This window comes from Streptomyces parvulus, assembly GCF_014648855.1.
GTDB classification, from domain to species: Bacteria; Actinomycetota; Actinomycetes; order Streptomycetales; family Streptomycetaceae; genus Streptomyces; species Streptomyces parvulus.
Map to the genome: position 1 here is coordinate 65680 of NZ_BMRX01000001.1, position 21155 is coordinate 86834.

General features: G+C 71.5%; 21 protein-coding genes. 8 read left to right on the forward strand and 13 right to left on the reverse strand.

The features are described 5' to 3' along the window. Positions 1–89 precede the first annotated feature (89 nt). From folB to IE108_RS00315, 3 genes are all read left to right on the forward strand, one after another. A complete protein-coding gene (gene folB / locus IE108_RS00305) occupies positions 90–449 on the forward strand; it encodes a dihydroneopterin aldolase (protein WP_064729103.1) in 360 nt (119 codons plus the stop codon). After that, positions 446–1057 (forward strand): 2-amino-4-hydroxy-6-hydroxymethyldihydropteridine diphosphokinase, encoded by a 612-nt coding sequence (gene folK, locus IE108_RS00310; protein ID WP_064729102.1) that lies wholly within the window; start codon positions 446–448, stop codon positions 1055–1057. The genes folB and folK overlap by 4 nt, the downstream gene beginning before the upstream one ends. A 68-nt stretch (positions 1058–1125) precedes the next feature. Beyond that, the gene (locus IE108_RS00315; protein WP_064729101.1) at positions 1126–1614 is read left to right on the forward strand and encodes a DUF3180 domain-containing protein; all 489 of its coding nucleotides are present in this window, start codon (positions 1126–1128) and stop codon (positions 1612–1614) included. 30 nt (positions 1615–1644) lie between these two features. On the opposite strand, the gene folE is transcribed toward IE108_RS00315, so the two are convergent. The 6 genes from folE to dacB all read right to left on the reverse strand — a co-directional run bounded on the left by folE (position 1645) and on the right by dacB (position 9217). Continuing rightward, complete coding sequence (folE, locus tag IE108_RS00320; RefSeq protein ID WP_064729100.1) at positions 1645–2250, reverse strand: GTP cyclohydrolase I FolE; 606 nt, start codon at positions 2248–2250, stop codon at positions 1645–1647. A gap of 121 nt (positions 2251–2371) precedes the next feature. Further along, complete coding sequence (gene ftsH, locus IE108_RS00325) at positions 2372–4405, reverse strand: ATP-dependent zinc metalloprotease FtsH (RefSeq protein ID WP_064729099.1); 2034 nt, start codon at positions 4403–4405, stop codon at positions 2372–2374. 193 nt (positions 4406–4598) lie between these two features. After that, on the reverse strand, positions 4599–5159 hold the full coding sequence (gene hpt / locus IE108_RS00330) for a hypoxanthine phosphoribosyltransferase (RefSeq protein WP_064729098.1): 561 nt from the start codon (positions 5157–5159) through the stop codon (positions 4599–4601). A 28-nt stretch (positions 5160–5187) separates the two neighbouring features. Then, positions 5188–6234 carry a tRNA lysidine(34) synthetase TilS gene (tilS, locus tag IE108_RS00335; RefSeq protein WP_064729097.1) on the reverse strand — a complete coding sequence of 349 codons (1047 nt, stop codon included), beginning with the start codon at positions 6232–6234 and terminating at the stop codon, positions 5188–5190. A 191-nt stretch (positions 6235–6425) separates the two neighbouring features. Beyond that, positions 6426–7553, reverse strand: a complete 1128-nt coding sequence (locus IE108_RS00340) for an Rv3626c family coenzyme F420 biosynthesis-associated protein (RefSeq protein WP_064729096.1) — start codon at positions 7551–7553, stop codon at positions 6426–6428. A 65-nt stretch (positions 7554–7618) separates the two neighbouring features. Next, a complete protein-coding gene (gene dacB, locus IE108_RS00345) occupies positions 7619–9217 on the reverse strand; it encodes a D-alanyl-D-alanine carboxypeptidase/D-alanyl-D-alanine endopeptidase (RefSeq protein WP_189397547.1) in 1599 nt (532 codons plus the stop codon). Between the two features lie 82 nt (positions 9218–9299). Between dacB and IE108_RS00350 the strand changes: the two genes are divergently transcribed. Together IE108_RS00350 and IE108_RS00355 are read left to right on the forward strand one after the other, a co-directional pair. Continuing rightward, positions 9300–9791, forward strand: a complete 492-nt coding sequence (locus IE108_RS00350; RefSeq protein WP_064731883.1) for an inorganic diphosphatase — start codon at positions 9300–9302, stop codon at positions 9789–9791. Between the two features lie 113 nt (positions 9792–9904). Continuing rightward, entirely contained in the window at positions 9905–11614 is a 1710-nt protein-coding gene (locus tag IE108_RS00355) for a threonine/serine exporter family protein (protein ID WP_064729095.1), read from the forward strand. 81 nt (positions 11615–11695) lie between these two features. Here the strand turns inward: IE108_RS00355 and IE108_RS00360 are convergent, their stop codons facing one another. Next, positions 11696–12571, reverse strand: coding sequence for a DedA family protein (locus IE108_RS00360; protein ID WP_064729094.1), 876 nt, complete (start codon positions 12569–12571; stop codon positions 11696–11698). Positions 12572–12705: 134 nt separating this feature from the next. Here IE108_RS00360 and IE108_RS00365 point away from each other — a divergent pair, with 134 nt between their 5' ends. Further along, entirely contained in the window at positions 12706–13071 is a 366-nt protein-coding gene (locus tag IE108_RS00365) for a YbjQ family protein (protein ID WP_064729093.1), read from the forward strand. A 21-nt stretch (positions 13072–13092) separates the two neighbouring features. Here the strand turns inward: IE108_RS00365 and IE108_RS00370 are convergent, their stop codons facing one another. After that, positions 13093–13854, reverse strand: a complete 762-nt coding sequence (locus IE108_RS00370) for a MerR family transcriptional regulator (protein ID WP_064729092.1) — start codon at positions 13852–13854, stop codon at positions 13093–13095. Positions 13855–13964: 110 nt separating this feature from the next. On the opposite strand from IE108_RS00370, the gene gad reads away from it, so the two are divergent. After that, positions 13965–15386, forward strand: a complete 1422-nt coding sequence (gene gad, locus IE108_RS00375) for a glutamate decarboxylase (protein ID WP_064729091.1) — start codon at positions 13965–13967, stop codon at positions 15384–15386. A gap of 4 nt (positions 15387–15390) precedes the next feature. Here the strand turns inward: gad and IE108_RS00380 are convergent, their stop codons facing one another. The 5 genes from IE108_RS00380 to IE108_RS00400 form a co-directional block, all read right to left on the reverse strand. Then, positions 15391–16119 (reverse strand): ABC transporter permease, encoded by a 729-nt coding sequence (locus IE108_RS00380; RefSeq protein ID WP_064731882.1) that lies wholly within the window; start codon positions 16117–16119, stop codon positions 15391–15393. 59 nt (positions 16120–16178) lie between these two features. Further along, the gene (locus tag IE108_RS00385) at positions 16179–17120 is read right to left on the reverse strand and encodes an ATP-binding cassette domain-containing protein (protein ID WP_064729090.1); all 942 of its coding nucleotides are present in this window, start codon (positions 17118–17120) and stop codon (positions 16179–16181) included. 73 nt (positions 17121–17193) lie between these two features. Then, the gene (locus IE108_RS00390; RefSeq protein ID WP_064729089.1) at positions 17194–17844 is read right to left on the reverse strand and encodes a PadR family transcriptional regulator; all 651 of its coding nucleotides are present in this window, start codon (positions 17842–17844) and stop codon (positions 17194–17196) included. A gap of 33 nt (positions 17845–17877) precedes the next feature. Beyond that, positions 17878–19338 (reverse strand): aldehyde dehydrogenase family protein, encoded by a 1461-nt coding sequence (locus IE108_RS00395; protein WP_064729088.1) that lies wholly within the window; start codon positions 19336–19338, stop codon positions 17878–17880. 74 nt (positions 19339–19412) lie between these two features. Further along, positions 19413–20249 (reverse strand): Sco1979 family transcriptional regulator, encoded by an 837-nt coding sequence (locus IE108_RS00400; protein WP_491591004.1) that lies wholly within the window; start codon positions 20247–20249, stop codon positions 19413–19415. 365 nt (positions 20250–20614) lie between these two features. Between IE108_RS00400 and IE108_RS00405 the strand changes: the two genes are divergently transcribed. Beyond that, positions 20615–21115, forward strand: a complete 501-nt coding sequence (locus tag IE108_RS00405) for an ATP-binding protein (protein ID WP_064729086.1) — start codon at positions 20615–20617, stop codon at positions 21113–21115. The last annotated feature ends 40 nt before the right edge of the window (positions 21116–21155 follow it).

The window sequence follows — 21155 nt, forward strand, 5'->3', positions numbered from 1 at the left end:
CGGTGCTCACGGGTAGATTCGACTGTGGCCGCCGTACCGCCCGCACGCGGTGCGACCGGCCTGGACCGACGACTGCAGGAGTGATTCGCGTGGATCGTGTCGCGCTGCGCGGCCTCAAGGCCCGCGGGCACCACGGTGTGTTCCCCAAGGAACGCGAGGACGGCCAGACCTTCCTCGTGGACATCGTCCTTGGCCTGGACACCCGCCCGGCCGCGGCCGACGACGACCTGGCGAAGACCGTGCACTACGGCATCGTGGCCGAGGAGGTCGTGGCCGTCGTCGAGGGCGAGCCCGTCAACCTCGTCGAGACGCTCGCCGAGCGCATCGCCCAGGTCTGTCTGAAGCACGACGGGGTGCGGGAGGTCGAGGTCTGCGTCCACAAGCCGGACGCCCCGATCACCGTCCCGTTCGACGACGTGACCGTCACCATCATCCGGAGCCGTGTATGAGCGCCCCCTTCGCCGAGGGTCCGAGCGACCCGACCGTACAGCCGGTGCCGGCCTCCGTCATCGAGCAGGTCGACGCCGCGGACACCACGCTGTCCAACCCCAAGCGTGCCGTGATCGCCCTCGGCGCCAACCTGGGCAACCGCCTGGAGACCCTCCAGGGCGCCATCGACGCCCTGGAGGACACCCCCGGCGTGCGCGTCAAAGGCGTGTCGCAGGTCTACGAGACGGAACCGTGGGGCGTCGACCCGGAGAGCCAGCCGGCGTACTTCAACGCGGTCGTGGTCGTGAAGACGACACTGCCCCCGTCGTCGCTCCTGGAGCGCGCGCACGCGGTCGAGGAGGCCTTCCACCGGGTCCGCGACGAGCACTGGGGCCCGCGCACCCTGGACGTCGACATCGTCGCCTACGCCGAGGTCGTCTCGGACGACCCCCAGCTGACCCTCCCCCACCCCCGCGCCCACGAGCGCGCCTTCGTGCTCGCTCCCTGGCTCGACGTGGACCCGGAGGCCCGGCTGCCCGGACAGGGCACGGTCGCCGACCTCCTGGCCGCCGTCACCCGCGAGGGCGTCGCGCCGCGCGCGGACCTGGAACTCCGGCTGCCCGAGTAGTCGTTAAGGTCGACGAGGCCGGCGGGACACGACGACCGCTCAGGGGACCGAAGGGACACCGGAACACCGTGAAAGAGCTGCGCATCAGGGTGCTGGCCGGCGTGTTCGTCGTCGCCGGCGTCCTGTCCTGGGCGGGCGCCCGCCTGTGGAACTCGGTGGGGACCCTGCCGAGCGTCCCCCTGGCCGCCCCGGTCGTCCTCGCCCTGATCGCGGTGATCCTGCTGGCCACGGCGCTCTCGCTGCGCGCCCGCCTCAAGGCACAGCGGGAGCGCGTCCCCGGCGCCAAGGGCGTCGACCCGATGATGGCGGCCCGCGCGGTGGTCTTCGCCCAGGCCAGCGCCCTGGTGGCGGGCCTCGTCGCCGGTATGTACGGCGGCACGGGCGTCTTCCTGCTGGAGTACCTGGACATCCCCGCCCGCCGCGACCAGGCGGTCTACGCCGGCCTCTCGGTACTGGCGGGCATCGGCGTGATAGCGGCCGCCGTCTTCATGGAACGCGTCTGCAAGCTCCCGGAGGACGAGGACGACGACCACCCGGGCGCCGCGACGGCGGCCTGAGCCGCGCGCCGGCCCACCGCCGGCATCCCCTCAGCGAGCCATGATGAGGCTCATGGCCTCGTTCCGCGTGGCGACGTCCCGCAGCTGCCCCCGCACCGCCGACGTGAGCGTCTTCGCACCGGGCTTGCGGATGCCCCGCATGGACATGCACATGTGCTCGCACTCGACCACGACGATCACGCCGCGCGGCTCCAGGATCTCCATCAGGGAGTCGGCGATCTGCGTGGTGAGACGTTCCTGCACCTGAGGGCGGCGGGCGAAGACGTCGACGAGGCGGGCCAGCTTGGACAGGCCAGTGATCTTCCCGCTGCTGGACGGGATGTAGCCCACGTGCGCCACCCCGCGGAACGGCACCAGATGGTGCTCACAGGTCGAGAACACCTCGATGTCCTTCACCAGGACCATCTCGTCGTGCCCGAGGTCGAACGTCGTCGTCAGCACGTCCTCCGGCTGCTGCCACAGCCCGGCGAATATCTCCTTGTACGCCCGGGCCACCCGCCCCGGCGTCTCCCGCAGGCCCTCGCGGTCCGGGTCCTCGCCGACCGCGATGAGCAGTTCGCGTACGGCGTTCTCGGCGCGCTTCTCGTCGAACTCGCCGATCTCGCCCTCGCCGTCCAACGTCACGGGGTCGGTCATCTGGTGCCTCGTTCCTGTGCGGTCCTGCGGTCGGCATGGGAAATGCCGCACCCCCCAAGGCTAGAACCTGGGGGGCGCGGCATACATTCCGGGCCTGGTGGGCCCGCCGGGGGTGGCCCGGTCAGCTCTCCGGGCGGTCTTCCGGAGCGTGCTCCGGAGCGGGATCCACCGTGGGGCTCTTGGTGGTGGAGATCGCCGCCGTGGCGCCGTTCGCTCCGTTCGTCAGGGCCAGCTCCTTGGGGGAGAGCACCGGCGGACGGGTCGAGGGCGTACGGCGCGAGGAGCCGGTCCAGGCGGGCCGGGCCGGGCGCTTGACGATCTGGGCGAAGACCTCGGCGATCTCCTCCTTGCCCAGCGTCTCCTTCTCCAGCAGGGCGAGCACGAGGTTGTCGAGGACGTCGCGGTTCTCGACCAGGATCTCCCAGGCCTCGTTGTGCGCCGTCTCGATGAGCTTCTTGACCTCCTCGTCGACCAGCGCGGCGACCTCTTCCGAGTAGTCGCGCTGGTGGGCCATCTCACGCCCGAGGAACGGCTCGCTGTTGTCGCCGCCGAACTTGATCGCACCGAGGCGCTCGGTCATGCCGTACTGCGTGACCATGGCACGGGCCACGCTGGTGGCCTTCTCGATGTCGTTGGCGGCGCCGGTGGTCGGGTCGTGGAAGACCAGCTCCTCGGCCGCGCGGCCGCCCAGCATGTAGGCGAGCTGGTCCAGCATCTCGTTGCGCGTGGTCGAGTACTTGTCCTCGTCCGGGAGCACCATCGTGTAACCGAGGGCCCGGCCGCGGGACAGGATCGTGATCTTGTGGACCGGGTCGGAGTTCGGCGAGGCCGCCGCGACCAGGGCGTGGCCGCCCTCGTGGTACGCGGTGATCTTCTTCTCCTTGTCCGACATGATCCGGGTCCGCTTCTGCGGGCCCGCGACCACGCGGTCGATCGCCTCGTCCAGCATGTGGTTGTCGATCAGCTTCTGGTCGCTGCGGGCCGTCAGCAGGGCGGCCTCGTTCAGCACGTTGGCCAGATCGGCACCGGTCATGCCGGGCGTGCGGCGGGCGACGGCCGACAGGTCGACGTCGGGCGCGACCGGCTTGCCCTTCTGGTGGACCTTGAGGATCTCCAGCCGGCCCTGCATGTCCGGGCGGTCGACGGCGATCTGCCGGTCGAAGCGGCCGGGGCGCAGCAGCGCGGGGTCGAGGATGTCGGGCCGGTTGGTGGCGGCGATGAGGATCACGCCGCCCTTCACGTCGAAGCCGTCCATCTCGACGAGCAGCTGGTTCAGGGTCTGCTCGCGCTCGTCGTGGCCACCGCCGAGGCCGGCGCCGCGGTGGCGGCCGACCGCGTCGATCTCGTCGACGAAGACGATCGCCGGGGCGTTCGCCTTGGCCTGCTCGAACAGGTCGCGGACCCGGGAGGCACCGACACCGACGAACATCTCGACGAAGTCGGAACCGGAGATCGAGTAGAACGGGACGCCCGCCTCGCCCGCGACGGCGCGCGCGAGCAGGGTCTTGCCGGTGCCGGGCGGGCCGTACAGCAGCACGCCCTTGGGGATCTTGGCGCCGACGGCCTGGAACTTGGCCGGCTCCTGGAGGAACTCCTTGATCTCGTGGAGTTCCTCGACGGCCTCGTCCGAGCCGGCGACGTCGGAGAACGTCGTCTTGGGGGTGTCCTTGGTGATGAGCTTGGCCTTGGACTTGCCGAAGTTCATCACGCGGCTGCCGCCGCCCTGCATCTGATTCATCAGGAACAGGAAGACGACGACGATCAGGACGAACGGCAGCAGGGAGAGCAGAATGCCGACGAACGGGTTCTGCTTCGACGGCGACACCGTGTAGCCGTCGGAGATCTGCTTGTCCTGGTACTTGTTCTGCAGGGTGTTGGCGAGGGTCACGCCCTGGTCGCCGATGTAGCTCGCCTGGATCTTCGAGCTGCCCTCGACCTTCTCGCCGTCCTTGAGCTGGACCTTGATGGTCTGCTCGTCACCGGTGGTCAGCTTGGCCGACTCGACCCTGTTGTCGTTGATCGCCTGGACGACCTGGCCCGTGTCCACCGTCTTGTAGCCGCCGGACGAGCCAACGACCTGCATCAACACGACCACGGCAAGGACGGCCAGCACGATCCACATGATTGGCCCACGGAAGTATCGCTTCACGTCCATCCACACGGAGCGGTGTCGCCCCGTCCCTCCTGCCATAGTGAGTTTGATAAGACAGTTCTTCTGACGGTACCCCAGCGCGGCGGCGCTCAGCCGCACGGGACCGCTGGCGTCCCGTCTGCATGCTCAACGGCGCGGAGGCCTCCGGGGTTCCCGGTAGACCCCCGATGGCCGTGCGGCCCGCCGAGGGGGCGGGTCAGCCGCCGTAGACGTGGGGCGCGAGCGTACCGACGAACGGCAGGTTGCGGTACTTCTCGGCGTAGTCGAGGCCATAGCCCACGACGAACTCGTTCGGGATGTCGAAGCCGACCCACTCCACGTCGATGGCGACCTTCGCCGCGTCTGGCTTGCGCAGCAGCGTGCACACCTTGAGGGAGGCGGGCTCGCGCGAGCCGAGGTTGGAGATCAGCCAGGAGAGGGTCAGGCCGGAGTCGATGATGTCCTCGACGATCAGGACGTGCCTGCCCTTGATGTCGGTGTCGAGGTCCTTGAGGATCCGCACCACACCGGAGGACTGGGTGCCCGCGCCGTACGACGACACGGCCATCCAGTCCATCGTGACGGGGGAGGACAGCGAGCGGGCGAGGTCGGCCATGACCATCACGGCGCCCTTGAGCACGCCCACGATGAGCAGGTCCTTGCCCGCGTACTCCGCGTCGATCTTCTCCGCCAGCTCGGCCAGCTTGGCGTCGATCTCTTCCTTGGTGATGAGTACCTTCTCGAGGTCGGCACCCATGTCGTTCGCGTCCACCCGCATCACTTTCGGTCGTCCCACCGGCCCGTATTCAGCCTTGCCGAATGACCAGTCTGCCACCCTGCCGCTGGGCGACGACTTTGCCGGGGAGGTTGATGGCCCCCTGGCCGCGCCAGCCGGTGATCAGCCGGTCGACTTCCTCGATGTGGCGGGCGAAGAGCGCACCGGCCGGGGCACCGGCCTCGATGGCGGCGCGGCGCAGGATCCGGCGGCGCACGGCGGGCGGCAGGGCGTAGAGCTTGGCGCACTCCAGCACGCCCGTGGCATCGCGGACGCCCTCCTCGGCCTGGCGGGCCCAGGTGTCGAGGGCGTCGGCGTCGTCCCGGGAGAGCTGGGCGGTGCGGGCGAGGGCCTCGACGACGCCCTTGCCGAGCGCCTTCTCCAGGGCGGGCAGGCCCTCGTGGCGCAGTCGGGAGCGGGTGTACGCCGGGTCGGCGTTGTGCGGGTCGTCCCAGACCGGCAGGGACTGGACCATGCAGGCCTTGCGGGCGGTCTGCCGGTCGACCTGGAGGAAGGGGCGCCGGTAGCGGCCGTCGGCCCCCGAGACCGCGGCCATGCCCGACAGGGAGCGGATGCCGGAGCCGCGGGCGAGGCCCAGCAGGACGGTCTCGGCCTGGTCGTCGCGGGTGTGGCCGAGCAGGACGGCGGCGGCGCCGTGGCGGGCCGCGGCGGCGTCCAGCGCGGCGTAGCGCGCGTCCCGGGCGGCGGCTTCGGGGCCGCCCGCGCGGCCGACGCTGACGGCGGTGGCCTCGACGGGGTCCAGGCCCAGTTCGCGCAGGCGCAGGACGACCTCTTCGGCGCGCAGGTCGGAGCCGTTCTGGAGGCCGTGGTCGACGGTGACGCCGCCGGCCCGGATGCCGAGCCGGGGGGCTTCGAAGGCGAGGGCGGAGGCGAGCGCCATGGAGTCGGCGCCGCCGGAGCACGCCACGAGCACGAGCGGTGACGGCGGCCGCTCGGGCGTTCGCCCGCCGGCCGTCGCGGCGGGGACGCCGGCCGTGGTGTTCAGTTCGGTGAGGATGTCGTGGAGGACGCGGCGGACCGCCAGGCGTATCGCCGCGACCGCAGGATGGGGACCCATGTCCGGTGCCCTTCATGAAGTTTCGGGGGGTGAGCCCGGGGTTCTGTCACGCAGAGTGTGTAGATGGTGACAGAAACGGGCCGTTCCCCGAGCATCGCACGCCTGCCGAGGGCTCACGGTCCCTCGGACGGGTGATTGGAGGGGCGTTTACCTGCCGTCGGCCGGATTCGTTTCACACCCTCCGCGGGGGCTCACGCCTCCGGCCTGCGGTGCACCCGCGCGATCCAGTCCGCCGGTTTGGCGATCTCCGACTTGGTGGGGAGGGTGTTGGGCGAGGTCCAGACGCGGTTGAAGCCGTCCATGCCGCACTCGTCGACGACGGCCCGCACGAAGCGCTCCCCGTCGCGGTACTGGCGGAGTTTGGCGTCCAGGCCGAGCAGCTTGCGCAGGGCCAGGTCGAGGCGGGAGGCGCCCTTCGCGCGGCGCTGCTGGAACTTCTCGCGGATCTCCCCGACGCTCGGCACGACGGCCGGGCCCACCCCGTCCATCACGAAGTCGGCGTGGCCCTCCAGCAGGGACATCACAGCGGTGAGGCGGCCGAGGACCTCCCGCTGGGCGGGGGTCTGCACCAGCTCCACCAGCGAGCGGCCGCCGTCGTCCTCCTCGCCCTCGGGGCGCCCGCCGGCGAGGGTCTGGGCGGCCTCGCGGACCCGCTCCAGGACGGTCATGGGGTCGACGTCGGTCTCCGCGAGGAACGACTGGATTTCGCCCTCCAGGTGGTCGCGCAGCCAGGGCACGGCCGTGAACTGGGTGCGGTGCGTCTCCTCGTGCAGGCACACCCAGAGGCGGAAGTCGTGCGGGTGGACGTCGAGTTCGCGTTCGACGTGCACGATGTTCGGCGCGACCAGCAGCAGCCGGCCGCCGCCGTTCGCGCCGGCCGGGAGTTCCCGGGTGGCCGGGGCGAAGGTCTCGTACTGGCCGAGGACGCGCGAGGACAGGAACGACAGCAGCATGCCCAGCTCGACGCCGGTGACCTTGCCGCCGACGGCGCCGAGGACCGCGTTGCCCGCGCCGTCGCCGCGCCGCTCCTGCATCTTCTCCAGGAGGGGTTTGAGGATCTCCCGGAACCCGGCGACGTTCGCCCGGACCCAGCCGGGGCGGTCGACGACCAGGACGGGGGTGTCGTGGGTCTCCTCGGTGCCCATCCCGGTGTAGCCCCGGACGTGCTCCTCGGATGCCTTGGCATGGCGGCGGAGTTCGGCGACGACCGCTCGGGCCTCGTCGCGGCTCACCTCGGGGCCCGGCCGTACGAGCCGGGTCGCGGTCGCCACCGCGAGGTTCCAGTCGACCATGCCGGAATTTGCGCCGATGCTCGTCATGCGTCAACGGTACGGGAGCGCCGCCGCTCGGGGCAGGCCGTGGCGGGCGCGGGGGTGGGCCCCCGTCACCCGCAGCCGCAGGAGGCGAGGCTCGTCGCCGCCCGGTCCAGGGTCGCCTGGGCGGCGGCGGGGTCGGACGTCCCGTGCGCCATGAAGGCGAAGCCCAGCAGGCGGCCGTCGGCGGTGACGACCGTGCCGGCCAGGGTGTTCACGCCCGTGAGCGTGCCCGTCTTGGCGCGGACGAGGCCCGCTGCGCCGTCCGTGTAGCGGCCGGCCAGGGTCCCGGTGAATCCGGCCACCGGGAGACCGGTGAGGACGCTGCGCAGCTGGGGGCGTTCCGGGTCGGCGGCCTCGGCCAGCAGGGCGGTGAGCAGGTCGGCGCCGACCAGGTCGGTGCGGTCCAGGCCGCTGCCGTCGTTCAGCTCGGCGCCGCGCACCGGGAGGCCGAGCCGCTTGAGCCGGTCCTTCATGGCGGCCGACGCCCCGTCGAAGTCGGCGGGCCTGCCGCTCGCCACGGCGGTGTGCCGGGCCAGGGCCTCGGCGAGGTCGTTGTCGCTGTTGGTCAGCATCCGCTCGACCAGGGCGGACAGCGGCGGCGAGGAGACGGCGGCGAGGGTGTCGGCCCGCCCGGTGGCCTTGGACGGGCCGGGGGCCGACGCGGTGACGCCGTGCTGCTTCAGGAATCCGGCGAAGGCGCGGGCGGCCTGGGCGGCGGGGTCGGCCTCGCGGTCGGCGGGGCCGCTGGTGGAGTCGTCCTTGCGGCCCTCGTCGGCCATCAGCGCGGTGACGCGGGCGAGGTTCTCGTTGACCCCGATCGGGTGCATTTCGTCACCGGCGTAGAGCGTCGTGTCGTACGACAGCGTCACCTTGCGCAGGTCGCGCTTCTTCAGGGCGGCGGCGGTCTTCTCGGCCAGGGTTCGCAGACTGGCGAGGCCCTTGGCGTCCGCGCGCGCGGTGAGCGTCGGGTCGCCGCCGCCGACCAGGACGAGTTCGCCGGTGTCGCCCTCCAGGGCCGTGCGGGTGGTGAGCCGGTGGTCGGGGCCGAGGGCGGTGAGCGCGGCGACCGCGGTGGCGATCTTGGTGGTGGAGGCGGGCGTGAGGGGCGCGTCGCCGCCGAGGCCGTACAGGCGCTTGCCGGTGGTGAGGTCGACGACCGAGGCCGCGCGGTCGGTGCCGAGCGCCGGGTCGTCCAGGAGCGGCCCGAGGAGGTCGCCGAGGGCCTCGCCGCCGGGGGCGGCCTTCACGCCGCCCGGGGTGCCGCTGCCGCCGAGGCCGGCCAGCACCGCGCCGGCGCTGGGCGCGGGACGGGGCGTCCCGGCGGTGGTGCCCCCGGTGCCGGAGGTGCGACCGTGATCTGCGCCACCCGTGTGCTCCTGGGCGACGGCCCGGTCCCGCTCGGCCGTACGCTGACCCGTGGAGTCCCAGGGGCCGGCGGCGGTCACCACACCGGCGGCGAGAGCCAGCCCGGCGGTGGCGGCACCGGCGGTGTACTGCCAGGTCTTCGGCCTCGTGATCCGGACGAGCCGCGGTCCCGTGGCCCGCGCGAACCGTGCGATCCGCGGTTCGGCGGCCCGGGCGAGGCGCGCCAGACGGGGTCGTACGGCGCCCGCGGCCCGCACCAGATGCGGCCTCGCGGACCGCCAAGGCCTCAGCTCTGGCACCATCACCAGCCCCTTTCGCGATCACACGTCGGCGTGAGGGACACTTAACCACCAGAAGTATGGACTGATCATGGAGGAGCGTCCGGTGGAGTTCGACGTCACGATCGAGATCCCGAAGGGTTCGCGGAACAAGTACGAGGTGGACCACGAGACCGGTCGTATCCGCCTGGACCGCCGCCTCTTCACCTCGACCGCCTACCCGACCGACTACGGCTTCGTCGAGAACACCCTCGGCGAGGACGGCGACCCGCTGGACGCGCTGGTCATCCTGGACGAGCCGACCTTCCCGGGCTGCCTCATCCGCTGCCGCGCGATCGGCATGTTCCGGATGACGGACGAGGCCGGCGGCGACGACAAGCTGCTGTGCGTTCCGTCGACCGACCCCCGGGTGGAGCACCTGCGGGACATCCACCACGTGTCGGAGTTCGACCGCCTGGAGATCCAGCACTTCTTCGAGGTCTACAAGGACCTGGAGCCCGGCAAGTCCGTCGAGGGCGCCAACTGGGTGGGACGCACGGACGCGGAGATCGAGATCGAGCGGTCGTACAAGCGCTTCAAGGAGCAGGGCGGCCACTGAGCAGCCACTCTTCCGCAACGGGCCGCACGCCACCCGCGTGCGGCCCGTTCGCGTTTGGGTGCGCATACTGAGGTCAACAGGAGGGTGTGTTCGTACCAGGGAGCGTTGCACAGGTGACGGAGGCGGAGGACCGCAAGCCGCAGTCGGAGGAGGCGCACAGCGCGTTCCGGCAACCGGGCGGGATCGCGGCTTCGATCGACAACGAGTCGTCGACGACGTCCGAGTTCGAGATCCCGCGGGGACTGGCCGTCCCGCGGCACACCGGGTCGGAGTCCGAGACCACCTCGGAGTTCGCCCTTCCCGACGGGATGGACGCGCCGCCCGCCGCGCCCGGGGACACCGAGGGCTCGGCGTTCGCCACGCCGAGCACGTACCACGCGTGGACCGCGCCGGCCGCGTTCACGCCGGCGAGCGGCTTCCCGGCGGTGAGCCTGGCGGACGTGCCCTGGCAGGACCGGATGCGGGCCATGCTGCGCATGCCGGTGGCCGAGCGGCCCGCTCCCGAGCCGTCGCAGAAGCACGACGACGAGACCGGGCCCGCGGTGCCGCGCGTGCTCGACCTGACGCTGCGTATCGGGGAGCTGCTGCTGGCGGGCGGTGAGGGCGCCGAGGACGTGGAGGCGGCCATGTTCGCCGTCTGCCGGTCCTACGGCCTGGACCGCTGCGAGCCGAACGTCACCTTCACCCTGCTGTCGATCTCCCACCAGCCCTCCCTGGTCGAGGACCCGGTGACGGCCTCGCGGACGGTGCGCCGCCGCGGCACCGACTACACCCGGCTCGCGGCCGTCTTCCAGCTGGTGGACGACCTCAGCGACCCCGACACCCACATCTCGCTGGAGGAGGCCTACCGGCGCCTCGCGGAGATCCGCCGCAACCGGCACCCCTACCCGACCTGGGTGCTCACGACGGCGAGCGGCCTGCTCGCGGGCGGCGCCTCGCTGCTCGTCGGCGGTGACGTGATCGTGTTCTTCGCGGCCATGATCGGCGCGATGCTCGGCGACCGGCTCGCGTGGCTGTGCGCGGGGCGCGGGCTGCCGGAGTTCTACCAGTTCGCGGTGGCCGCGATGCCGCCGGCCGCGATCGGCATCACGCTGACGCTGACCCACGTCGACGTGAAGGCGTCCGCGGTGATCACCGGTGGGCTGTTCGCGCTGCTGCCCGGGCGGGCGCTGGTGGCGGGTGTGCAGGACGGCCTGACCGGCTTCTACATCACCGCCGCCGCGCGTCTGCTGGAGGTCATGTACTTCTTCGTCAGCATCGTCGCCGGGGTGCTGGTGGTCCTGTACTTCGGCGTCCAGCTCGGCGCCAACCTCAACCCGGACGCCGCGCTGGGCACGGGCGACGACCCCTTCGTGCAGATCTTCGCCTCGATGCTGCTGTCGCTGGCCTTCGCGATCCTGCTTCAGCAGGAACGGTCCACCGTGCTGGCGGTGACCCTGAACGGCGGTGTCGCCTGGTGCGTGTACGGCGCGATGCACTACGCGGGCGACATCTCCCCGGTGGCCTCCACCGCCGCCGCGGCCGGGCTCGTGGGGCTGTTCGGGCAGTTGATGTCCCGGTACCGGTTCGCGTCGGCGCTGCCGTACACGACCGCGGCGATCGGGCCGCTGCTGCCCGGTTCCGCGACGTACTTCGGACTGCTGGCGATCGCCCAGAGCGAGGTCGACAACGGGCTGCTGTCGCTGTCCAAGGCGGTGGCGCTGGCGATGGCCATCGCGATCGGGGTGAACCTCGGCGGGGAGATCTCGCGGCTGTTCCTGCGGGTGCCGGGGGCGGCGAGTGCCGCGGGACGCCGCGCGGCCAAGCGGACGCGGGGGTTCTAGCCCCGGGCGCCCGCGGCGGCGGGTGGTGCCGTGTGTCCGGGGGCGCGAGCGCGTCGTGGCTGCCCGCGCCCCTGGGTGGGTTCAGCGGCCCTGGTCGTAGGGGTACTGCCCGCCCTGCTGGTCGCCGTAGGGCTGCTGGCCGTATCCCTGCGGGTACTGCTGCGCGTACGGCTGCTGGGGCTGCTGGTACTGCTGCGGCTGCTGGGGCTGTTGGTACTGCTGCTGCGGCGGCTGGTACGGATCGACGCGGCGGAGCTGGGTCGTGGCGTCGTCCATCACCGGGTACTGCGGCTGCTGGTACTGCTGCTGGGACGCCGCCGGGGCGCCGGCCGCCGCGCGCTTCTTCTTCTTGCGCTCGCGCAGGTACTCGATGGCGATCGGGACGACCGACACGACGACGATGAGGACGAGGATGGCCTCGACGTTGGTCCGGATGAACTCGATCTGGCCCAGCCAGTAGCCCGCGAGGGTGACGCCGGTGCCCCAGGCCACGCCGCCGATGACGTTGTACGTGAGGAACGTGCGGTACTTCATGCGGCCGGCGCCCGCGACGATGGGCGCGAAGGTGCGCACGATGGGCACGAAGCGGGCCAGGACGATCGCCTTGGGGCCGTATTTCTCCATGAACTCGTGCGCCTTCTCCAGGTTCTCCTGTTTGAAGAGCTTGGAGTTGGGACGGCTGAACAGCCTGGGTCCGAAGAACTTGCCGATCATGTAGCCGACCTGGTCGCCGATGACGGCGGCCAGCACGATCAGGGTGCACACCAGCCACAGCGGCTGGCTGATGTACTCGCCCTGGGCGACGAAGAGGCCCGCGGTGAACAGCAGCGAGTCGCCGGGCAGGAACGCGAAGAGTCCCGACTCGGCGAAGACGATGAGCAGGATGCCCGGAAGACTGAAGGTCTCGATCAGGTAGTCCGGGCTGAGCCACTCGGGGCCGAGCGCAAGGGTGGTCACGGGATTGTGGCTCCTGCTGCTGGGGGGAGGCGGGCTGGACCTGGCTGCCCAAACGTATAACGCAGCCGCGGTGCACCAGGTTCCACCGGGGTCCCCGGGGTGCACTGCGCCCTTCCCGGGGAAGTCTGGGAACCATGGGTATTGAAGAATACGGCGGTGGGCAGAGTCCGCAGTCCGATGTGCTCGTGGTGACCACGAACGACGTGCCGGGCCACCGGGTCCAGGAGGTGCTCGGCGAGGTCTTCGGGCTGACCGTGCGCTCCCGGCACCTGGGGAGCCAGATCGGGGCCGGGCTGAAGTCGATGGTGGGCGGTGAGCTGCGCGGGCTCACCAAGACGCTGGTCGAGACCCGCAACGAGGCGATGGAGCGGCTGGTCGAGCAGGCACGCACGCGGGGGGCCAACGCGGTGCTGGCCTTCCGCTTCGACGTGACGACGGCCGCGGACGTCGGCACCGAGGTGTGCGCGTACGGCACGGCGGTGGTCGTGGCCCGGGAGTGAGACCCGGGCCACGGCCACCGCTCAGGGGGTGTGGCGGACGGCGTTCGCGAGGATCGCGTCGCGCAGGTAGGCGGCGAGGCCCGGCCTGACGGCGTCGATGTTGCGCGTGAAGCGTTCGTCGGAGACGTACATCTCGCCGAGGCAGGTGTGCATCTCGTGCCCGCAGTCGTAGTGGTTGCGGGAGATCCCCCGCCGGTGGTCCTCGGCGGCGTCCATGGCCGCCTCGGATTCGGCGGGCTCCCCGGCGTCCATCAGGGCGACGAAGCGCCGGGTGAGTTCGTCGGCCTCGTCCTGGATGCGCTGCCAGTCCTCCTTGGTGTACGAGGCGGTCTTCTGCCGCGACTGGCGGTAGGCGTCGGTGCCGCCCCAGCGCTGCTGGACCTCCTCCTGGTACTGGTCGGGGTCGAAGTCCCCGAAGACCTCGAACTTCTCCTCGGGCGTGAGGTTGATGCCCATGCTGCGTGCCTCCATGGCCTGCTCCACGGCCGCCGCCATCTTCTCCAGCCGCTCGATCCGGGCGGTCAGCAGCTCGTGCTGGCGGCGCAGGTGCGCGCGCGGGTCCGCGGCCGGGTCGTCGAGCAGGGCGGCGACCTCGTCGAGCGGGAAGCCGAGCTCGCGGTAGAACAGGATCTGCTGCAGCCGGTCGAGGTCGGCGTCGCTGTAGCGCCGGTGGCCGGCGCGGCTGCGCTCGCCGGGCACGAGCAGGCCGATCTCGTCGTAGTGGTGCAGGGTGCGCACCGTCACCGCGGCGAAGCCGGCGACCTGTCCCACGGAGTAGCTCACTTCCGCTCCCTTCTGTGACGCCGTCCACGCTGCCGCCTCACGCGGCGTGAGGTGCAAGTCCGGGGCGGTCCCGGGTGCGGGGCCGCGGGGCCCGGCCTACCGTCGATGGCATGTCTCTGCACAAGGGTCCCCGCCCGTCCCGTGACGACGACCGCGACCGGCGCCGGCTCGCCGTGAACCCGTTCCACGCGGCCGCGAACCCGCTCGGCGGCATGACCGAGGCCCCGCCCGCCCACCGGCTGCCGGACTCACCGCTGCCGCCCGAGAGCGCGTACCGGCTGGTCCACGACGAGCTGATGCTGGACGGCAACGCCCGGCTGAACCTGGCCACCTTCGTCACCACCTGGATGGAGCCGCAGGCCGGGGTGCTGATGAGCGAGTGCCGGGACAAGAACATGATCGACAAGGACGAGTACCCGCGCACCGCGGAGCTGGAACGGCGCTGCGTGGCGATGCTCGCCGACCTGTGGCACGCGCCGGACCCGGAGACGGCCGTGGGCTGCTCGACGACCGGGTCGAGCGAGGCGTGCATGCTCGCCGGGATGGCGCTGAAGCGGCGGTGGGCGCTGCGCAACGCCGACCGGTACCCGGGAGCGCGGCCCAACCTGGTGATGGGCGTGAACGTGCAGGTCTGCTGGGAGAAGTTCTGCAACTTCTGGGAGGTGGAGGCGCGGCAGGTGCCCATGGAGGGCGACCGCTTCCACCTCGACCCGCAGGCCGCCGCCGAGCTGTGCGACGAGAACACGATCGGCGTCGTCGGCATCCTGGGCTCCACCTTCGACGGGTCCTACGAGCCGGTCGCCGACCTGTGCGCCGCCCTGGACGCCCTCCAGGAGCGCACCGGCCTCGACGTCCCGGTCCACGTCGACGGGGCCTCGGGCGCCATGGTCGCGCCGTTCCTCGACGAGGACCTGGTCTGGGACTTCCGGCTGCCGCGGGTCGCCTCGATCAACACCTCGGGGCACAAGTACGGGCTGGTCTACCCGGGCGTCGGCTGGGCGCTGTGGCGGGACGCGGAGGCGCTGCCCGAGGAGCTGGTGTTCCGCGTGAACTACCTGGGCGGCGACATGCCGACCTTCGCGCTGAACTTCTCCCGGCCCGGCGCGCAGGTGGTGGCGCAGTACTACACGTTCCTGCGGCTGGGCCGGGAGGGCTACCGGGCGGTGCAGCTCTCCGCGCGGGACATCGCCCGCGGGCTCGCCGAACGGGTGGAGGCGCTCGGGGACTTCCGGCTGCTGACGCGCGGCGACCAGCTGCCGGTGTTCGCCTTCACGACCGCCGACGACGTGACGGCGTACGACGTGTTCGACGTCTCGCGGCGGCTGCGGGAGGGCGGCTGGCTGGTGCCGGCGTACACCTTCCCGCCGCACCGCGAGGACCTGTCGGTGCTGCGGGTGGTGTGCCGCAACGGCTTCTCCACCGACATGGCCGACCTGCTGCTGGCCGACCTGGAGCGGCTGCTGCCGGAGCTGCGGCGCCAGCCGGGACCGCTGATCCGGGACAAGGGCGCGGCGACCGGGTTCCACCACTAGGGCCTTACTTGCTGAGCCGCGCGAACCTCCCCACCGCCAGCGGGAAGAACACCACGAGGAGGGCCAGCGGCCAGGCGACCGCCGTCCACACGTGGCCGGACTCGCCGCCGGGGCCGCCGAACAGGTCGCGTACGGCCGTGGCGGTCTGGGACATCGGGTTCCACTGGACGACCGCGCCCAGCCAGCCCGGCATGGAGTCCGGCGTGGCGAAGGCGTTGGAGAGGAAGCCGACCGGCCAGACCAGGATCTGCACCGCCTGCACCAGCTCGGGCTTCCCGGCGACCAGGGCCAGGAAGATGCCGATCCACAGCATGGCGAAGCGGAAGAGCAGGAGCAGGCCGACGGCGCCCAGGAAGGCGCCGGGGCCGCCGTGGGCGCGCCAGCCGAGCGCGTACCCCACTCCGATCAGCACCGTGAGGCCGAGCGCCGACTGGAGCATGTCGGCGGCGGAACGGCCCACCAGGACCGCGCCGTTGGCCATCGGCAGGGAGCGGAAGCGGTCGACGACGCCCTTGTTGAGGTCCTGGGTGACGGCGATCATGGTGCCCTCCAGGCCGAAGGCCATGGTGAGCGCCAGCATCCCGGGGACCAGGTAGTCGACGTACTCGCCGCCGACGCCCCGGCCGCCGCCGACCAGGTAGCCGAACATCAGCAGCAGCATCACCGGGAAGACCAGGTTGACGGCGACCGCCACCGGCTGCCGCGCCCAGCGGGCCAGTTCCCGGCGGGTCATGGTCCAGGAGTCGGTCAGGGCGTGGCTCACGGGGTTCGGGTGCGGGACGGTGCTCGTGCTCACACGGCCTCCTTCGGGCGGTCGGTGAGGTGCAGGAAGACCTCGTCCAGGGTGGGGCGGCGCAGCGCCACGTCCTCGGCCTCCAGACCGGCCTCCTCCAGTGCCCGTACGACGCCGGAGAGGGCCGCCATGCGGTCGGTGACCGGGGCGCTGAGCAGCCGGCGGTCGGGGTCGACGCGGACGCCGGTGAGCGGCAGCAGGGCGACGGCGGCGCCCAGTTGGCCGGCGTCGCGCAGGACGACGTCGACGCGGTCGCCGCCGGTGGCGGCCTTCAGCTCGTCCGCCGTGCCGTCGGCGACGACCCGTCCGGCGTCGACGACGGAGATGCGGTCGGCGAGCTGGTCGGCCTCCTCCAGGTACTGGGTGGTGAGCAGGACGGTCGTACCGCCGCCGACCAGGGAGCGCACCGAGTCCCAGACCTCGGCGCGGCCGCGCGGGTCGAGGCCGGTGGTCGGCTCGTCCAGGAAGAGCACCTCCGGTTCGGTGATCAGGGACGCGGCGAGGTCCAGGCGGCGCCGCATGCCGCCGCTGTAGGCGCTGACCGGCTTGCGTCCGGTGTCGGCCAGCTCGAAGCGGGCGAGCAGTTCGCCGGCCCGCGCGCGTGCCCGCCGGGCGCCCAGGTGGTGGAGGCGGCCGAACATCTCCAGGTTCTGCGGGCCGCCCAGTTCCTCGTCGAGGGCCGCGTGCTGGCCGAGCAGGCCGATGCGCAGCCGTACGGCGTACGCCTCGGCGGCGACGTCGTGCCCGGCCACCTCGATCCGGCCCGCGTCCGCCCGCAGCAGGGTGGCGAGGATGCGGACCAGGGTCGTCTTGCCCGCGCCGTTCGGGCCGAGCACGGCGTGCACCGTGCCGCGCGCGACCGTGAGGTCGAGTCCGTCCAGCGCGTCCTTCTTCCCGTACCTCTTGCGTGCCCCTTCGACGGTGATCGCCGCGTCGGCCACTGCCGCTCCCCTCGCTAGCCAAGTTTGACTACTTGGTCAAGGTAGCGCGCTCGGAGTCATTGGTCAAACTTGATTAGCCCGTTGCCGCATCGTCCTCGTGGCGCGGCCGGCCGGCCGCGAACGGGTTCTCCTCGCCCTCCGCCAGCACGCCCACGAAGGGGTCGCCCTCGCCCGCGAAGGTGTACGCGCCGCCCCGGACGCGCTCGATGAGGCCCCGGGTCCACTCGGCGCCGGTGTCGGCCGAGTGGACCCAGAAGTTCATGATCTCGCCGATGTGGCCGAGCTGCCCCGGCCCTTCCTCGGGCGTGTAGTAGTCGGTGACGGCGCCCCGCCACTCCTCGATCCTCCGCACCCGCTCCGCCAGCAGGGCGAGCGCCTCCTCGCGCGGGAGGTCGACCATGAAGCCGAGCGCCGCGGTGAGCACGTCCGGCCGCTGGTCGTAGGCGGTCAGGTAGGCCCGCAGCAGGGTGAGGTACTCCTCGGTGCCCTGCTCCGTCACCTCGTACTCCACGCGCGGCGGGCCGCCCGCCGTGGACGGCGCGATCTCGTGCGCGAGGAGCAGGCCCTGCTTCGCCATCTGCTTCAGCGCGTGGTAGATCGAACCGGGCTTGGCGTTGGACCACTCGTGCGCGCCCCAGTACTCCAGGTCGTTGCGCACCTGGTAGCCGTGGGCCCGCCCGTGCTGGCGGACGGCGCCGAGCACGAGGAGACGGATCGCTGACATGGGGTCCAGATTAGGGCCCGCCCGCCGCGCTCGTCAGAAGGGGAACCCGCTGCGGCCGTGCTGCACCGAGATCCACTTCTGGGTGGTGAAGGCGTCCAGCATCGCGTCGCCGTTGAGCCGGCCGACGCCCGAGTGCTTCTCGCCGCCGAACGGGACGATGGGCTCGTCGTGCACGGTGCCGTCGTTCACGTGGAACATCCCGGCGTCGATCCGCCGGGCGAAGTTCACGCCGCGCTCGACGTCACCGGTGTGCACGGCGCCGCTCAGCCCGTACGGGGTGTCGTTGACCAGGCGGACGGCCTCCTCCTCGCCGTCGAAGGTGGCGAGGAAGGCGACCGGGCCGAAGACCTCCTGGCGCAGCAGCGCGGAGTCGGCGGGCAACCCGGTGAGGACCGACGGCTCGACGAGGTTGTCCCTGACCGAGCCGCGCACCAGGGCGGTGGCGCCCTCGGCGAGCGCCTGCTCGACCACGCCGGCGATCGCGTCGGCCTGGGAGGAGTTGATCACCGGGCCGATGACGGTCGCCGGGTCGCTCGGGTCGCCGGTCCTGAGTCCGGCGACCTTGGCCACGAACTTCTCGGTGAACTCGTCCGCCACCGCCCGGTCGACCAGCACGCGGTTGGCGGCCATGCAGACCTGGCCCTGGTGGACGTATCGGCTGAAGACGGCCGCGTCCACCGCGTAGTCGACGTCGGCGTCGTCCAGCACCACCAGGGCGCTGTTGCCGCCGAGTTCGAGGACCGAGCGCTTGAAGTGGGCGGCGCAGACGGTGGCCACGTGGCGGCCGACCGCGTCCGAGCCGGTGAAGGAGATGACCTTCGGCACGGGATGCTCGATGAAGGCGTCGCCGATCTCCGCGATGTCGGTGACGACGACGTTCAGCAGGCCGCCGGGCAGTCCCGCGTCCTCGAAGAGCTTCGCGACCAGGGTGCCGCCGACGATCGGGGTGTTCTGGTGCGGCTTGAGGACCACGCCGTTGCCGAGGGCGAGGGCCGGGGCGACGGACTTCAGGGAGAGCAGGAAGGGGAAGTTGAAGGGGCTGATGACGCCGACCACGCCGACCGGCACGCGGTAGACGCGGTTCTCCTTGCCGTCGACCGGGGACGGGATGATCCGGCCCTCGGGGCGCAGCGCCAGGTGGACCGCCTCGCGCAGGAACTCCTTGGCGAGGTGCAGTTCGAAGGCGGCCTTCAGGCGGGTGCCGCCCAGTTCGGCGACGATCGCGTCGCCGATCTCCGCCTCGCGCTCCTCCACCAGGCGCAGCGCCTTCTCGAACACCGCGCGGCGCGCGTACGGGTTCGTCGCGGCCCACTGCTTCTGCGCGCGCTCCGCGGCCCGGTAGGCGGCGTCGACCTCGTCGGCCGTGGCTATGGTGACCGAGGCCAGCTTCTCGTTGTCGTACGGGTTGAAGTCGATGATGTCCCAGGAGCCGGTCCCCGGGCGCCACTCGCCGTCGATGTACTGCTGGGCGAGATCGGTGAAGTACGACGACATGTGTCCCTCAATCCCCTTGGCTCCCGCAGCCGCCGCCGGCCGGCCGCCTGAATGACCGTCATCGTACTGATGTTTCACAGCAGTTGAATGAGACCCCGCAGCAGGTCCCGGCTCTCGTCGGGGCCCGGACTGTCCTGCTGCAGCTCCTTCAGCGCCGTCTCGTACTGGGTGACGTCCTCGCGCTTGTCCAGGTAGAGCGCGCTGGTGAGCTGCTCCAGGTAGACGACGTCCGAGAGGTCGGACTCGGGGAAGCTGAGGAGCGTGAACGCGCCGCTCTCGCCGGAGTGCCCGCCGAAGCCGAACGGCATGACCTGGAGCCGCACGTTGGGGCGTTCGGACATCTCGATCAGGTGCTGGAGCTGGCCGCGCATCACCCCGCGGTCGCCGTAGGGGCGGCGCAGGGCGGCCTCGTCCAGGACGATGTGGAACTCGGGCGCGTTCTCCGCGACGAGGTACTTCTGCCGCTCCAGGCGCAGCGCGACGCGCCGTTCGACGTCCGCGGCGCCGGCGCCCTTCATGCCGCGCCGCACGACCGCGCGGGCGTACTCCTCGGTCTGCAGCAGTCCGTGCACGAACTGCACCTCGTACACCCGGATCAGCGAGGCGGCGCCCTCCAGGCCGACGTAGGTGGGGAACCAGCTGGGCAGCACGTCGGAGTAACTGTGCCACCAGCCCGCGACGTTGGCCTCCTTGGCCAGTGAGAGCAGGGAGGTGCGCTCCTGCTCGTCGGTGATGCCGTACAGCGTCAGCAGGTCCTCGACGTCCCTCGTCTTGAAGCTCACCCGGCCCAGCTCCATCCGGCTGATCTTCGATTCGGAGGCGCGGATCGAGTAGCCCGCCGCCTCCCGCGTGATCCCCCGCGTCTCACGCAGTCGCCTGAGTTGTGATCCGAGCAGCATGCGCCGCACCACCGATCCGGGCTCTCCCGCGCTCACGTTCGCCAGCCTCCCCAACCGTCTTCAGGGGCCGAAGTCTGCCACTAAAACACTTCGAGCAGTACTCGTCCGGTTACGGAAACGGAATCGAGCCAAAGGAAACGCTCAGGATCATGCAGACCGTGATCTGAAACCGGACGCCGCCAGGGGTGAAGGGGAGGCGAAAATGACGGAAAAATTGCCCAACAAGCGGTACGGGCAGGTCCATTTCGGTCACGTGCACGTGCATCTGCCCTTGCATCTGCGGTACGCATCCGAAACCATGGTCCCGCACCACCGCGCCGCATCGCTACGACCGCGAACTCCCGGGAGTGCCTCGCATGGGGACGAATGGATCGACCATGCTCGAGCCGTTACGGCAGGGCCTTCCGCCACTCGACCCCGCGGCCGTGTCGAACGCGGCCTCCTGCGCCCTCCCGCCGCGTTTCGAAGCGGTGGGCGAGGCCCGGCGGTTCACCCGGAGAACGCTCGACGGCTGGGACGCCGGCGACCGCTTCGACGACGTCTGCCTGGTGGTCTCCGAACTCGTCACCAACGCCCTGCGCCACGCGCTGCCGACGGACACCCCCCGGCACGGCGAGCACAACGGTCCCGTGCGGCTGCACCTGATGCGCTGGACCGAGCGGCTGGTGTGCGCGGTGCGAGATCCCAGCCACGACAGCCCGGTGGCCCGCGCGACGGACGACTTCTCGGCGGAGTCGGGCCGCGGCCTGTTCCTCGTCGACTCCTTCAGCGACAGCTGGGGCTGGCACCCGCTCGCCGGGACGCTCGACGGCAAGGTCGTCTGGGCGCTGTTCCGGCTCCCCGCCTCCTGCGAGGGGACGGGCCGGGCCTACGGATGACGCGGCGGTGCGGCACCCTCGCGCGTCCCGTTTCTACGCG

What these genes read in the sequence shown, in the direction of transcription:
- folK (WP_064729102.1), top strand. Translation starts at nt 446, where the DNA reads ATGAGCGCCCCCTTCGCCGAGGGTCCGAGCGACCCGACCGTACAGCCG.
- folE (WP_064729100.1), bottom strand. Translation starts at nt 2,250, where the DNA reads ATGACCGACCCCGTGACGTTGGACGGCGAGGGCGAGATCGGCGAGTTC.
- ftsH (WP_064729099.1), bottom strand. Translation starts at nt 4,405, where the DNA reads ATGGACGTGAAGCGATACTTCCGTGGGCCAATCATGTGGATCGTGCTG.
- hpt (WP_064729098.1), bottom strand. Translation starts at nt 5,159, where the DNA reads ATGCGGGTGGACGCGAACGACATGGGTGCCGACCTCGAGAAGGTACTC.
- tilS (WP_064729097.1), bottom strand. Translation starts at nt 6,234, where the DNA reads ATGGGTCCCCATCCTGCGGTCGCGGCGATACGCCTGGCGGTCCGCCGC.
- IE108_RS00340 (WP_064729096.1), bottom strand. Translation starts at nt 7,553, where the DNA reads ATGACGAGCATCGGCGCAAATTCCGGCATGGTCGACTGGAACCTCGCG.
- dacB (WP_189397547.1), bottom strand. Translation starts at nt 9,217, where the DNA reads ATGGTGCCAGAGCTGAGGCCTTGGCGGTCCGCGAGGCCGCATCTGGTG.
- IE108_RS00365 (WP_064729093.1), top strand. Translation starts at nt 12,706, where the DNA reads ATGGGTATTGAAGAATACGGCGGTGGGCAGAGTCCGCAGTCCGATGTG.
- gad (WP_064729091.1), top strand. Translation starts at nt 13,965, where the DNA reads ATGTCTCTGCACAAGGGTCCCCGCCCGTCCCGTGACGACGACCGCGAC.
- IE108_RS00380 (WP_064731882.1), bottom strand. Translation starts at nt 16,119, where the DNA reads ATGACCCGCCGGGAACTGGCCCGCTGGGCGCGGCAGCCGGTGGCGGTC.
- IE108_RS00390 (WP_064729089.1), bottom strand. Translation starts at nt 17,844, where the DNA reads ATGTCAGCGATCCGTCTCCTCGTGCTCGGCGCCGTCCGCCAGCACGGG.
- IE108_RS00395 (WP_064729088.1), bottom strand. Translation starts at nt 19,338, where the DNA reads ATGTCGTCGTACTTCACCGATCTCGCCCAGCAGTACATCGACGGCGAG.
- IE108_RS00405 (WP_064729086.1), top strand. Translation starts at nt 20,615, where the DNA reads ATGCTCGAGCCGTTACGGCAGGGCCTTCCGCCACTCGACCCCGCGGCC.